At 58.6% G+C, this 14,342-nt stretch carries 10 protein-coding genes; 5 read left to right on the top strand and 5 right to left on the bottom strand.

Going from position 1 to position 14,342, the window contains the following annotated elements:
* Positions 1-151 precede the first annotated feature (151 nt).
* Together VEG30_03925 and VEG30_03920 are read right to left on the bottom strand one after the other, a co-directional pair.
* Positions 152-1,876 (bottom strand): M48 family metalloprotease, encoded by a 1,725-nt coding sequence (locus tag VEG30_03925; GenBank protein HXZ79053.1) that lies wholly within the window; start codon positions 1,874-1,876, stop codon positions 152-154.
* 116 nt (positions 1,877-1,992) lie between these two features.
* Positions 1,993-3,087 carry an energy transducer TonB gene (locus VEG30_03920; protein HXZ79052.1) on the bottom strand — a complete coding sequence of 365 codons (1,095 nt, stop codon included), beginning with the start codon at positions 3,085-3,087 and terminating at the stop codon, positions 1,993-1,995.
* A 426-nt stretch (positions 3,088-3,513) separates the two neighbouring features.
* On the opposite strand from VEG30_03920, the gene VEG30_03915 reads away from it, so the two are divergent.
* Entirely contained in the window at positions 3,514-7,179 is a 3,666-nt protein-coding gene (locus VEG30_03915) for an alpha-amylase family glycosyl hydrolase (protein ID HXZ79051.1), read from the top strand.
* 68 nt (positions 7,180-7,247) lie between these two features.
* On the opposite strand, the gene VEG30_03910 is transcribed toward VEG30_03915, so the two are convergent.
* Complete coding sequence (locus VEG30_03910; protein ID HXZ79050.1) at positions 7,248-7,961, bottom strand: DUF4386 domain-containing protein; 714 nt, start codon at positions 7,959-7,961, stop codon at positions 7,248-7,250.
* Positions 7,962-8,070: 109 nt separating this feature from the next.
* Between VEG30_03910 and VEG30_03905 the strand changes: the two genes are divergently transcribed.
* The 4 genes from VEG30_03905 to ribB all read left to right on the top strand — a co-directional run bounded on the left by VEG30_03905 (position 8,071) and on the right by ribB (position 13,311).
* Positions 8,071-10,479 carry a protein kinase gene (locus VEG30_03905; protein ID HXZ79049.1) on the top strand — a complete coding sequence of 803 codons (2,409 nt, stop codon included), beginning with the start codon at positions 8,071-8,073 and terminating at the stop codon, positions 10,477-10,479.
* Positions 10,480-11,098: 619 nt separating this feature from the next.
* Entirely contained in the window at positions 11,099-11,326 is a 228-nt protein-coding gene (locus VEG30_03900; protein ID HXZ79048.1) for a hypothetical protein, read from the top strand.
* A 136-nt stretch (positions 11,327-11,462) separates the two neighbouring features.
* Positions 11,463-12,083, top strand: coding sequence for a DUF4126 domain-containing protein (locus VEG30_03895; GenBank protein ID HXZ79047.1), 621 nt, complete (start codon positions 11,463-11,465; stop codon positions 12,081-12,083).
* 70 nt (positions 12,084-12,153) lie between these two features.
* Positions 12,154-13,311, top strand: coding sequence for a 3,4-dihydroxy-2-butanone-4-phosphate synthase (gene ribB, locus VEG30_03890; protein ID HXZ79046.1), 1,158 nt, complete (start codon positions 12,154-12,156; stop codon positions 13,309-13,311).
* A 109-nt stretch (positions 13,312-13,420) separates the two neighbouring features.
* Here ribB and VEG30_03885 read toward each other — a convergent pair whose 3' ends face one another.
* Both VEG30_03885 and VEG30_03880 read right to left on the bottom strand, forming a co-directional pair.
* A complete protein-coding gene (locus VEG30_03885; protein HXZ79045.1) occupies positions 13,421-13,684 on the bottom strand; it encodes a hypothetical protein in 264 nt (87 codons plus the stop codon).
* A gap of 29 nt (positions 13,685-13,713) precedes the next feature.
* Entirely contained in the window at positions 13,714-14,262 is a 549-nt protein-coding gene (locus VEG30_03880) for a MerR family transcriptional regulator (protein ID HXZ79044.1), read from the bottom strand.
* Between the last annotated feature and the right edge of the window lie 80 nt (positions 14,263-14,342).

Below are 14,342 nucleotides of genomic sequence, written 5' to 3'. Positions count from 1 at the left end.
GCGTTGTCCGCGGGCTCGCCATTCACCCTCACATTGCCGAACGCCCGCATGCTGACCTGAGACTCCTGCGCGAACAAGCCGCAGCTTGCCCCCAGTAACACCAAGGCTGTCAGGAACAGTCGTATTGACTTCGGACCCATGTGCTTGATGACTACCGTTGATTTCCGTCCGTCTTCACTGCGCCGGTGACGTTCATCTCTGGAGTCTCACTCACCGGTACTCCCGCCTGCGCTGGAGCCTCCACCTTGCTGCGCGTCAGGTAGGGATAGATCGGAGTGATCTCAAACGGCTGTTTTTCGCGGGCCGACAGCGCCGCCAACGGCTTCCCTTTCATTAATTCCACTTTGTCGTTCCAGGGATCCACCTTAATTCGTCCCCCGATGGGCAGCGCTGTTACCTGGTCCGACTTGTTCATCTGCAGTTCCGGTGCAGACGCGGCCAATTCGCTCATGCGTACCACCTGGCCTTGCTCCGCCAGCCGGTTGCCGAGATGCGGGTGTATCAGGTTGGGCAAATTGGGAGAGCGGGCAGCTACCGTCTTTAGAAATAGCCCGACATTCTGCAGTTTGTCGGCGTACGGCGACTTCTTCAGCAATTCGATCGACTTTTTATCTGCAGCGGCTTCTTCAGCCTCAGTGTGGCTGACGGCGATGCGCCGAAATACATCCTCATCAGGAAATAGCGTGCGATCGTAGAAGGCATACTGCGTGTCCACCTGGTGGCCGAGTACGATATGCGCCAGCTCATGCGCCAGCATCGCTGCCAGCGTGGCTTCGTCCGGAAGCACATCCAGCATCCCGCGGCTCACGATAATCGTGTTCCCCACGGTAAAGGACTCCAGAGGCGCAGTCAGCAAGACGCGACAGCGAACGTCGTTTGGCAAGTCCAGATTGTTGGTGATGATCAGATTGTTGATGACCGTCTTCAGTACCTTGTCGACTTCCCCTTCCGGCGCCAGCAGACCAGCTCGCTGAATCTTTTCCAGCACGCTGTCTTCTGCCTGGCTTTGCCAGACGTGCTCAGCTTTCAGCGGCGACATGTCCATCGACGCCTGGCTCTCATCCTTCACCGCCTGCGTGGCGTTATCGACCGAGATATGCGTCAGCTCGTCGGGCGCGCGCAGTCCGCGGGTTACGTTGTAACCCCAGAAGCGGGTCTGCCCTTTGAAGCGCATTCCCTTGCCCATGCCGAATTTCAGATTGGATTCTTCCGTGTACACCAGCGCGGGCAGCCACATTCCCGGAGCTACCTCGACACGCCAGCTATCGAAGTGAATATATTTGCTGGTCATCGTGCTGGGTGTGCGTACGCCGTTGAAGCGCACCACGCTGTAGCCCTGATCCTCAACCCACATGCGCCCCAGAAAATGCACCCCCTTTGCGCCCTTCTTGGGAACTACGTTGAACACCAGGCAGCGCACTTCGCCCAGAAACTCGCGGCGCACATACTCAAACTCGTAGTTCTCGGGAGTGAAGCCACCGTCATCCACCAGAGCGGTGTATAGAAAACCGCGCCGGTCCAGCTTCGTTCCAAAGAGACTGAATAACCCCGACATGCTGGAGAGCGCGTTCTTCATCTTCCCCTTCGGCTGCTGCTCGTCGTAAGACGCCTCTTCCACTTTGTCTTTCAGGTTCAGCTTGCCCAGGAAATAGCGGTCATCTTTGGGGACATAACCCAGCTCTGCGTCAGGCTCGAGGATCTGGATGTAAGTCTCCACCAGCGGGCTGAACTGGCGCAGATTGGTGGCCAGCTCGTTCTCCCGCTGTGTAATGCGCAGGATGATCTGATCCCCAGCGCTGGTGAGGGTCACAGGTCTGTCCTGTGCCGCCAGCGCTACGGCAAAAAACAACAACACTACTGAATATCTGACTCGCATTGCCTGACTAGCCTTTCCTTCCCGGGGGAGCCTACCACGTGCCGGCTGGGCAAGTGGGGTGATCTCTTGGAACCCGCAGAGCGTTTGCACGCCTGCAGAAACGGTGTCAACAAAACTCAGTACGCCATCTGAAACACAACGTGCACCATCGCCACGGTGTCCACCGACTGGCCATCACGCTGCGCCGGCTTGAAACGGATCTTCTCCGCCGCCCGCGTCGCGGACTCGTCCAGGCCATATCCCAGGCCCTTGACCACCCGCAACACCCTCACCTGTCCACCAGTGGAGAAAGATGCCTCCAGAACTACTTCGCCTTCGATCCGCGCCTTGCGCGCCTGGTCCGTGTATTCCGGATTCAGTTTCGACAGAATCTCAACCGGGGTGGTCTTCGATTCCGCCTGAACCGCACGCTTCGGCCCCGCCTCGGCCGCATGCACGTCCCCGAAACCAGCTTGACCAAGAGACGCGCGCTCCACTTTCCCACTGCGCCCAGATTGGATCGCCGTCCCATTTCCGAAACCCGCGCTGGCCACTACGCCCGGCACCCCATTTGCTCCGCCTGTACCGTTCCCGTGACCCGGACCTGCAGGCAGATCGAACGAACCCGCTCGCGCAATATTTGGATAGCCCGGCCGCGTCGGATCTTGTTTCACACCGTTGGGATCACCAAATCCCCCAGTCTGCACTTTTGCCGCCGGGAGATTCACTGTGGGCGTCGCCGAGCTGCCGGTATTAAAAACGTTGGTCTTCACCTGCGGCGCCAGTTTCGGCACCACCGTGTTGTTTGCCAGGTTCAGATTCTGTTTCGGAATCTTCACTTCAGGCGCAATCACTCTCTCAGCCTTCGGGAACACCGGCCGGGGCGCGATTAATCGTGGTGTCGGAAGCTTTACCGCCGTTTCCACCGGAGCCTCGATCTTGGGTTTGATCGGCACCAGTTTAGGCGGTTTGACTGGGGGTGGAGGAGCCAGAACCGGCGGCGGCACCAGCGTAGTTACCGTGTACTTTCGGAACTGAAAATCGATCTTGTAAGGGACGATCAGAGGGATCATAAGCAGCGCCCCTAATCCCAAGATCTGAAGGGCAAAACTTGCCCCAACCGTATACCAGGGCTTACGACGGTTCTCCTGATAACTGAATAACATCCCCAGTCCCTCGACTCGGCCGAGTTTAGGGCCAAGGTAACCACTTGCGTAGATTACGAAAGGCATGAGTCCGGCTGCACCGCTTCGGACCCAACCCCACCTTGGCTCCGACAGTACTCCCTCAACCCACAATCCAGGCAGTCATACACCCGCCTGGACAATCAGTCGGTGGATCTCTTGAATCTTTATCTGGCCAGATGCTCGAGTGCTGTAAACCCCGATCCCGGTAAAACTCTCGCCCCTTCACTTAGAAAGAATGGCTCCAGAACAGGGCTTTTGTGAGGACGAAGTCTCCGCGGCTGCTGTCCCGCGTTTTAGTGCTGTAAGTCTATGCCAGATTTCCTTCCTGCAAGCAGGAATTTCGCTGTCAATTTCATTTTCACTGGACGAAAAACTTAGCCCTCAATCTCCTCATCATAGGAACGTTCGGATAGCCGAAGCTTGCGCTTCCCCTATCTACTTGTTCCTCACTGATATACTGGCCGACCGTCAATGCGCCCTCGCCCCACCTTCGAGTTCCACGTCGCCCGGGAAGCGCGCGACCGCTATGGCCTCGATGATCGCTTCTTCTCTCTCTCCGGCAACGTAGTCTTCGCCAACCTGGCGGCTAGCCGCGAATTCGCCCATCGCATGAACCTCGTGCGAGATGCTGAGCATCATCCCCAGCTCACCGTTAACCCCGGTGCCCTCAATGCCATGGGTCTGATTGACGAAGCCCTCCATGTCTTGGTCGCACAATATCGCGAGCTTCGCGATCCCAAGGTTATGACCGATGCCTTGGCCTGGTTTGAAGCCCGCCTCGGCCGCGAATCTTTGGACCGCACTCTGCTCAGCTTTTCCGACCGCTTCCCTACTGTTGCCGTCTATCGCGGTCAGCTCTCAGCGCAAGCGTGGCTAGCCCGGTCCACCGCGGGCACCCCTCATCGCGCCATCGCTCTCGAAGAACTGCTGATGCTGTGGCTGGCCAACAGCAATCGCGCCTTCCGTTCCTTTCGCGAGCTGTTCGACGACGACAAGCTTGCCGAAACCACCGCTTATCGTTCGCTCACTGCCGCGCTGCGCGATTATTTCGAGACCCGTCCGCGCTTCGGTCCAGACAACCAGAACCTCGTGGACATGTTGCGCGCCCCTGCTCTCGCCTCTCCCGACGATCTCGCCGGGCAGCTGGCTTTCATTCAGGAGAAATGGAAAGACCTGCTCGGCGACTTCATCCGCCGCATGCTCACCGCAATTGACATCCTTAAAGAAGAGGAAGTCGCCATTTGGTTGCGCTTCCATCCTCCCATTCGCCCCATCGGCGGCCCGCCGGCGCTAGGCGACTCCAGCGCCGCCGCTATCCTCACCTTCACTGGCCGCGATTACGAGTACGAGCGCTTTAGCGCCGATACCGACTGGATGCCGCGCACCGTTCTCATCGCCAAGAGTGTCTACGTCTGGCTGGATCAGCTCTCCAAAACTTACCAGCGCCACATTCACAAGCTGGATCACATCCCCGACGAGGAGCTCGAAATCCTTGCCCGCCGTGGCTTCAACGCTCTTTGGCTCATCGGCGTCTGGGAGCGCAGCCGCGCTTCGCAGCGGATCAAGCAGATGTGCGGCAATCCTGAAGCCGTAGCCTCCGCTTATTCCCTGCTCGACTACACCATCGCCGAAGACCTGGGCGGCGAAGTTGCCTACACCAATCTGCGCGAGCGGGCTCGTTCACGTGGCATCCGCCTCGCCAGCGACATGGTTCCTAATCACATGGGTATCGATTCGCGCTGGGTGATTCAACATCCCGATTGGTTCCTTTCTCTGCCCTACAGTCCCTACCCCGCCTATAGCTTCAACGGCCCTGATGTTTCCAACGACGGCCGCGTCGAAATCAAGATCGAGGATCATTATTTCAACCGCACTGATGCTGCCGTGGTTTTCCGCCGCGTTGACCGCTGGACCGGCGACACTCGCTACATCTATCACGGCAACGATGGCACCAGCTTTCCCTGGAACGACACCGCGCAGCTCAACTACCTGAAGCCCGAGGTCCGCGAGGGCGTCATCCAGACCATCCTTCACGTCGCCCGCCTCTTCCCTATCATCCGCTTCGACGCTGCCATGACACTCGCCAAGCGCCACTACCAGCGCCTGTGGTTTCCCGAACCTGGCACCGGCGGCGCCATCCCTTCACGCGCCGAAAATGGGATGACAAAAGCCGAATTCGATGCCGCCATGCCTCATGAATTCTGGCGCGAGGTGGTCGATCGCGTGGCCGCAGAAGTTCCCGATACCCTGCTGCTCGCAGAAGCCTTTTGGCTCATGGAAGGCTATTTCGTGCGCACCCTCGGTATGCATCGCGTCTACAACAGCGCCTTCATGAACATGTTGCGCGACGAAGAAAATGCCAACTACCGCAGCGTGGTAAAGAACACCCTGGAGTTCGATCCCGACGTCCTCAAGCGCTACGTCAATTTCATGAACAATCCCGATGAGCGCACCGCGGTCGATCAGTTCGGCAAGGGCGACAAGTACTTCGGTGTCTGCGCCATGATGTCGACCCTGCCCGGCACTCCCATGTTTGGTCATGGGCAGGTCGAAGGCTTCACCGAAAAGTACGGGATGGAATATCGCCGCGCCTATCACGAGGAAGCTGCCGATCAATGGCTCATCGCACGCCATGAACGCGAGATTTCACCCCTGCTTCACCGCCGGTCGCTTTTCGCCGAGGCCCACGAATTTCTGCTCTACGATTTCTATACCGATCAGGGCTTCGTCAACGAAGACGTCTTCGCCTACTCCAACCGCCGTGGCCGCGAGCGCGCCTTGGTCGTCTACCACAACCGTTATGCCTCGACCAGCGGCTGGATCCGAATCTCCTGCGCCTACGCCGAAAAAACCGGCGATGGCGGAAAGCGTCTCCGCCAGCGCACACTCGGAGACGCTCTCGGCTTATCCCACGATCCCCGCATGTTCATTGCTTGCCGCGACGCCATCACCGGCCTGGAGTATCTGCATCGCGCTCCCCGTGTCGCCGATCAGGGCTTGCATGTCGAATTAGCGGCGTACAAGTACCACGTCTTTCTCGACTGGCGCGATATCGTGGACGACGGCAAGCGCCCCTGGGGCGCGCTCTGCGACTCGCTTGCCGGCAAGGGCGTCTCATCGCTGGAAGATGCTCTTCGCACCCTGGAATTGAAGCCGGTCCACGATGCCATACGCGAATTGCTCGATCCAGGAATAGCGCGGGCGATTGGCAAATACTGGGCGGAGGAGAAATCAGCAGATCGCGATCAACACCTCGCCAAGGCCGCCGGCAATCTGCGCGACCGAGTTCGTACTCTGCTTACCGAAGTTCGCCACTTTGCTTCCAGCGGCAGTGGCGCAGCCGCCGGCCTCGACACCACCGCCGATTGGCGCGGCGATATCGATGCTGCTGTCCGTTCCTTCCAGACACACTGGGAAGCCGCCCTGCGCCTTCCCGGTCTCGAACAATTCTTTTCTTCTCCCTGGCCCCCCGATGCGCGCGCCGTCCTTCCCACGATTGATCGGGTGCCCCAGGTTCGCGGCGTGCCTTCCGGCACTAACTTGGGTGAACAAGAATCCGCCGCGGCTGCCCCAGGTCTCGCGCTTTTCGAGACCAGGGAATCCGCGATCTGGGCTACCGTCATCGCCTGGTGCGCAATGGATGCTTTAGGCAAACTGCGCGCGCCCATTGACTCCGACCGTGCCGCCGCCGAGCTTTTCGACGCGCTTCGCCTCCGCGAACCCATGGCCGAAAGCTTCGGCGCGTTGGGTATGGAAGGCGAGGAGCGCTGGCGTGCCGCCGCACGCGTACGCGCGGCTTTCGCTCACGCGCAATGGTCTCCGGGCGTGAAGATCACCGCCGGCCGTCCTGCAGCTCCCTACAGCTGGCTCCACGACCCCGATGTTGCCTGGCTCATCGGCGTTCACGGCTACCAAGGCATCAGCTATTTCAATAGAGAATCGTTTGAGCGACTCCTCTGGTGGATGGCCCTTCGCGCTCTTCTGGAAATCGCAACCTCGCCCACGCCAGACCCCGAGAAAGTCCGCGAACTCGAGCAGGCGCTCCAGGCCAGAATGCGTGCCGCCGAGCTCGCCGGCTACAAGGTCAGCGGCCTCTTCGCCCAGGGCGTGCACGCCAGCTCAGCCGACGACATGTAGGGATTCTCGACCATGCGGGTGCCCCACCCTCTAGCCCTTCTGTTGGGCGTAAGGGTGGGTTGAGACGGCTAACCAGCGGCCGACGACGGAGCCGCAACCATCCATGGTCCCGGCTTTGCCCCCATGATCAATAGCCACAACATGATCGCCAGCTCTCCGAACATGAAGGGGAACACGATGTTCCACACCCTGGCCTCGTATCGCAAGAACAGCAAGCCCGTAAAGCTCAGGGCCAGGTAGGCGAAGCAGTTGACCGTCAGCCAGATGCCAAGTATGCGGGGAAGAAAGCGCGACCGATACACCAGCAGGCCGAAGGGAAGCAGCCACAAGCCCCAGAAGATCTGGTTAGCCAGCACGCCCTGGCCATGTAGACGGAGAAAGAGCACGACGAGCGCGTCGCGCTGAGGTTTGTCGAAAACCGACAAGAAATCGCTGCCACGCGCGAACAGCAGAGCGGCAGCGTCGTTCAGCGTGTTGAAGAAGTAGATAGGAGTGGACATCAGGCTTCCCAGGATCACCATCACCACCGCCAGGCCCTCGTTCACGCCTTTTAGCAACCGGTAAAGGGCCAGCATGAGAAAGAGCGCCATCACCCCCGTGAACAGGTCGGCCACGATACCCCAGCGAAACAGCATCTCGTGCGCAGCGATGTTGCTGGCCGTTGCACTCGGGTTCCCAGTCACGAACAGACGGTTGGGGATGTAGATGAGGCGCAAGGGAGCGCCTAACAGCGTTAGATAGAGCAGGCCTGCGATTCGGGCGTTCTTGCTGAGCGAGGTCATGTGTCCTCCTCTTGAGAGTCAGACGGGGGCTGGAACGCGAATCTTACAGGTTTTACTCTGTTGACCCACTTCCCTCTCGCCCCTACCATTGCATCCATCTCCCCGCCCCATGATCGGCCAGACCATTTCGCACTACCGCATCCTCGAGAAGCTGGGCGGTGGCGGAATGGGTGTGGTCTATAAAGCCGAAGACATCTCCCTCGGCCGCTTCGTCGCTCTCAAATTCCTTCCCGACGACGTCGCCGAAGATCCACAGGCTCTCGAACGCTTCCGCCGCGAAGCTCGCGCCGCCTCCGCCCTGAATCACCCCAACATCTGCACTATCTACGAAATCGGGGAACACGAGGGAAAGCGCTTCATCGCCATGGAATACCTCCAGGGAATGACGCTGAAGCATATGATTACCGGCCGGCCTCTCGAGACCGATACCCTCCTCTCGATTGCCATCGAGATTGCCGACGCATTAGATGCCGCTCACGCCGAAGGCATCATCCACCGCGATATCAAGCCGGCAAACGTCTTTGTGACCAGGCGCGGACACGCCAAGATTCTCGACTTCGGCCTTGCCAAGCTTACCCCCACCAGCGCTCGGGTCGCCGAAGCCGCCGCAGTCATGGCAGAGGCCACCGCTGGCGCCAGCCAGGCGCACTTGACCAGCCCCGGAACTGCGCTGGGCACGGTCGCCTACATGTCGCCCGAGCAGGTACGGGGCAAAGAACTCGACAGCCGCAGCGACCTGTTCTCCTTCGGCGTCCTGCTCTACGAAATGTCGACCGGCGTCCTTCCCTTCCGCGGCGATACCTCAGGCGTGATCTTCGATGGCATTCTCAACCGCGCTCCGGTTGCCCCCATACGCCTGAATCCCGACCTGCCGCCCAGGCTGGAAGACGTCATCAACAAGGCGTTGGAGAAAGACCCGGCGCTGCGCTATCAGCACGCCTCCGAAATGCGCGCCGATCTGCAGCGCATCAAGCGCGACACGGACACGGGCAGAATAGCCGCAGTCACCACAGAGCAGTTGTCGGACACGCGTCCCACCGCGTCCTGGCCCGGCACTCCCGCAGTCCACCTTCCTTCGACCTCACGAAGATGGTGGCTGGTAGGCGTCGTCATCCTCCTGTTAGTGGTCGCTGCCGCAGGCATCTGGCTCCTGCACCGGACTTCCTCCTCTGGCAGGATCGACTCCATAGCTGTGCTCCCTTTCGTGAACGCTACGTCGGACGTCAACAACGACTTTCTCACCGACGGATTGACCGAAGACCTCATCAACACGATTTCGGAAATGCCGGATGTGCGAGTCATCGCCCGCAGTACTGTCTTCCGCTTCAAAGGAAAGGACCAGGATCCAGCCAAAATCGCCCAGGAGCTGAAGGTGGACGCGGTACTCACCGGGCGAGTCGCCCAGCGCGGCTCTGAGCTGCTCATCCAAACCGACCTGGTAAACGCCAAGGACGGGACTCAACTCTGGGGATCACGTTATTCGCGCAGTATTGCCGACATCAGTTCCTTGCGCGGCCAAATCGTCGGTGACCTTATGAAACGTCTCAAGGGAGGCGTGATCGAGGCCCAGCAGCAGAAGATGGTCAAGCCCGCAACTACCAATTCTGAGGCCTACCAGTTGTATCTCAAAGGCCGCTATTACTGGAGTTTGCGCGGCGATAACATTCCCAAAAGCATTGAATACTTCCAACAGGCCGTGACAGCCGATCCGAACTTCGCACTCGCATACGCAGGTCTGGCCGATGCCTACGCAGTCGCTCCAGGATACGGCTCGGTTACCCCTCGCCAGGCCATGCGCGACGGCGAAATGGCGGCCCGCAAAGCCATTGCCCTGGACCCTTCCGCGTCGGAAGCGCACGCCGCCATGGCTAACGTCGTCTCGAATATCAGGCCCGCCGAGGGAGCTCCCGAATATCTCCGCGCTCTGCAGCTGAATCCCAACAACGCTACCGCCCGCTATCTTTACGGATTCACTTGCCTGCTTCCGTTGAAACGCTTTGATGAAGCCTTGCACGAAATCCGCTCTGCCCTTGCCCTGGATCCCTTGTCTCCCATCATGAACGTGAACTATGCCGCGACTCTGTTGGCCGCCCACCGCTATCCGGAATCACTCGCCCAGTTCCAAAGGGCGTCGGAGATTGCGCCCTCTTTCGGGCCCGTCCACCTCAAAGGCACCCTCTTGTACGCCGCGATGGACAAAATCGATGACGGCATCCGGGAATGGAAGCTATTCGACCCAGGAGCAGTCAATCACGGAACTAGTCGAAAAGCTCTCGGAGAGATGATAGCCGCTTCTCTGATCGCTCGCCGCCAGGCGTCCGGCTATTGGCCAGCCTCCTACATTGCGGGCGGTTACGCGATAGCTGGAGATCGCGAAAAAACTTTCGAATGGCTCAATCTGGCTGTCGCAGAGCAGGATTTTCAGCTTGGCGAATTCATCCGCTACCCGGTGTTCGACGACATCCGCTCTGACCCCCGATACATCGCCATGATGCGGCGTCTTGGCCTGCCCGAGTGACCTGCAGGCCAACAGCGATCTGCTGTGGACGGCATTTCCTGGCTACCCACTATTTTGTCAAGACCCTTCCCGTTCTTCTTCTCCCCCAACCCAATCATTCGGCAGCAGATAAATCGGTATTCAGAGTGTCCCAATTGCCCCTGCTGATTCGCTACACTGGAAGTAGATCGCTGAAGGTCAGGGTGATCCCTGGAAAAACAAACATCCTCTAAGGCCATCTAAGTCGTTGGGAAAATTAGATTTTCAATAACTTAGTAACTAAACAGCACGTTTTCAATATCTTACAGATAATTTCGCTGTAATCGTTTGAAAATAAAGTAAATCGTCCCACCAGGGTACGACTTTTGGTGACTCCGCCGTCCCCTCGGTTTAGTTCCGAATCCTAACCAGAAATGTTTGCCCTGTGGAAACTCTCATCACTTTTGGGGTTGACGCCTATTGCCTGGGCCCTTATCATAGCCAGTTTGGGTTGGGGTCCCGGACGATTCAGGTAACCTGCAGAAGCAAAATCAGTTAAGGCCACTTCGTGAATCCAAAAACCGGCCCGGTGAATCAAACCATTTAGTTCTGGTTCCCATCAACTTTTTATCTACCAACAGCGAGGCAGGACGAACTTATCATGGCAAAGCGACGCGGAAATCCTAACTGGGGCAAGCCCGAGCCGATTGGCCCCATTGTCCCCACCGTAACTGAGTTCGAGCAGATCGTGCGTGAATTCAAGCTCACCCCCGATCAGTACATCCGTTCCACCCGTTTGCGGGAGTGGGCACGCAAGAATCGTAATTCCAAGTACATCCCTGAGCCTCTCCTGGAAGCTTGGGGATTCGAAATCGAATCCGCCCTCTAACGCGGACGCGAAATCAGCTTAGTTTCATTGAAAGGACCGCCAGGTTCGTGGCGGTCCTTTCTTTCTTTGCCCGCGTGTGAAAAACGTTGCAATGTTGCTCGACGTTGCCAAGAATTGATCTCTGGTAGGTCGCGACATGCACCTCTCTGGAGAACAACTCGCTGCTCTGATCGCTGCCACCAGCTTCGCTGCCGGACTGAACGTCTATGCCACGGTTGCCGCCCTGGGATTACTCTCCCGGGCTGGCTGGATCGCACTGCCCTCTTCCTTGAGTGTGTTGGATAGCTGGTGGATCATCGGCATAGCCGGTGTGATGTTCCTGATCGAGTTCGTCGCCGACAAGATCCCGGCTTTCGATCTGATCTGGAATGCGCTGCAGACTTTTGTGCGGGTTCCGGTGGCGGCTCTGATTGCGTTTGCGGCCACGCATCATCTCTCCCCTCAGCTGCAATTGGTCAGCGTGGCGGGTGCCAGCCTGATCGCCCTGGCTGCGCACGGTGGCAAGACGGCCGTTCGTGCTGCCGTAACCCCCTCGCCCGAGCCCCTTTCCAACATTGGCCTGAGTGCGGGAGAAGATGTTCTTGCGATCTTCCTGACCTGGTTTGCCGGCGTGCATCCCTATTGGGCGATCGCGATGGTGGTGGCTCTGTTGGTCGTCATCGCATTTGCCATCCATTTTGTGATCCGCGCTTTACGCGCCCTCTTCCGCGGCGCCGAGCGCTCACTGCGATCTGATCCGGCCCCTCATTCATCCTGATTCCCTTTTGTAACGAACGGCTCGGTTCCTAGGTGTCCCCTTTGGCCCATCAGCTAGAATTGGATTGACCATGCCGCCAGCTCCTTTCACCGACGTTGAGACCGCACTGGACGACATTCGCGCCGGCCGCATGATCGTTCTCGTGGACGATGAAGACCGGGAGAACGAAGGCGACCTGATGCTGGCCGCGGAGAAGGTCACTCCCGAAGCCATCAACTTCATGGCTAAGCATGGTCGCGGGCTGATTTGTCTGGCTATGACGGATGAACGGCTCGATCATCTGCGGATCGGCCCGATGACCAGCGAGAACACTTCGCAGTTTGGAACTGCTTTCTGCGAAGCCATTGACGCTCGCGAAGGTGTGACCACGGGAATTTCGGCTTATGATCGGGCTCAAACGATTCGAGTCGCGATCAATCCCGCCACCCGGCCCTCCGATCTTGCTCGCCCCGGACACGTATTTCCCCTGCGCGCCCGCCGTGGGGGCGTGCTGGTGCGCGCCGGTCAAACCGAGGGCTCGGTGGACTTGGCTCGCCTTGCTGGCCTGGTACCCGCAGCCGTGATCTGCGAAATCATGAATGATGACGGCACCATGGCCCGCGTCCCGCAACTAATGGTCTTCTGCCGCCAACACGATCTTAAGATGCTGACCGTGGCCGAACTGATCCGCTACCGCATGGCGCATGAACGCTACGTTCGTCGTGTGGGCGAGGCGATGCTTCCCACCCAATATGGCGAATTCCGCATGATCGCCTACCAGAGCGAAGTCGATGGGGGCGAGTCACACATTGCATTGGTTAAGGGAGACATCCAGAGCGCGGAACAGCCTGTTCTTGTGCGCATGCATTCGCATTGCCTGGTGGGAGACGTGTTCGGCGCCACCTGGTGCGAATGCCACAATACCATCGATCAATGCCTGCGCTTGATTTCCGAAACCGGCCGCGGCGCCCTCATCTACCTCCACCAGACCTCGCCTGGTTTTAGCGTGGAGCAACTCGGGGAGCGAACAGTCTTAGCCTTTCACCGCGAGGTGCGACTACCCACCATCCCTGCCCACGAACGCAAGATTCAGCGTGAAATCGGCATCGGAGCGCAGATTCTCTCCGACCTGAATTTACGCCGCATCCGCCTGCTCACCAATCATCCCCGCCGCGTGGCAGGCCTTGAAGGTTTCAACATTGAGATTGTCGAACAGGTGCCGATTCCGGCGGGCGTGAAAGCGAAGTAGGATTGGTCTGGAACTCGCCCCGATTTGTAACGTCTGGCTCTCTGCGAAGGACTTTCAGAACTCTGGTTCCGCTTTCCTTTGTGATCTTCTCGTCTCCTCTAAGGTTGATCTAACAAGGTTTTCTGGCCACGATATCGCTCTCACGTAAAAAGAACTGCGCCGAGCACCGATTAGAACCACAGATCACCGACAGCAGTCCCGCAATCTGCTTGCGTGTTATCAACCCCAGGGTCCCGCACTCTGGGCAGGAAAGCACCGCCCAATAAGGATCGCTGCTGTCGCCGATGTCGCCCGCATTCTCCAGCACGAAGAGCGTGCCGGGGCTCATCTGCTCGGGTATCCACTCGTTCAGGATGGTGACTTCGCCGACCATCTACACCTCCGCTCCCGCGCTTATGATCGTCACGATGCCTTTCTTCTGGTCCCCGCAGTTCGACCCGCTTTGCCCGCTGAAGCAGCAAGAACGACCGGCATGGGACCGCGCCGGCGTCGAGCTGACACCGATCTGGATTCTCGTTCCACAACCTGGCCAGCCTTCTTCGCCCGCACGCTGGCCTGTATTTGGCGGACGCGATCGCTCAGGCAAACCGCCAGCATGGGCTGGCGTGAATTCTTCAAGATGTCGACGATCTCGTCCGCAGAACTCTGCAGGTAGATGCGCTGCCCGTCGGTCAGCAGGTGGTATTCCCCATGCTCGGAAACGGTGTCTACCAGACGTTTGCGAAATTCTCGTTGCAGGAGCCGCATCACTCTGCGAATGCGTTGCAGGGAGAATCCGCGGTCGCGCAGATCGCAGATCACCGATATCTCAGCCAGATCATCCAGCGAATAGAAACGCTTGTGCCCCTGACGCATAGGACGGACTACACCACGCTCGTCCCAATATTGCAGCTGGCGGGCAGTAATTCCCGTCAGCCGCATCACTTCCGCCGATGTATAGAAAGCTTCCACGCTCACCCCGGGAAACTACCGCCGATACATAATTAAAGAAAAATGTTTTAAACATTCTAGGCAGGGGATGTTCGGTGTCA

The organism is Terriglobales bacterium (assembly GCA_035624455.1).
Classification (GTDB): Bacteria; Acidobacteriota; Terriglobia; order Terriglobales; family Acidobacteriaceae; genus DASPRM01.
The sequence above is the reverse complement of the archived record's forward strand: the minus strand, read 5'-3'. Positions and strand labels throughout refer to the sequence as shown.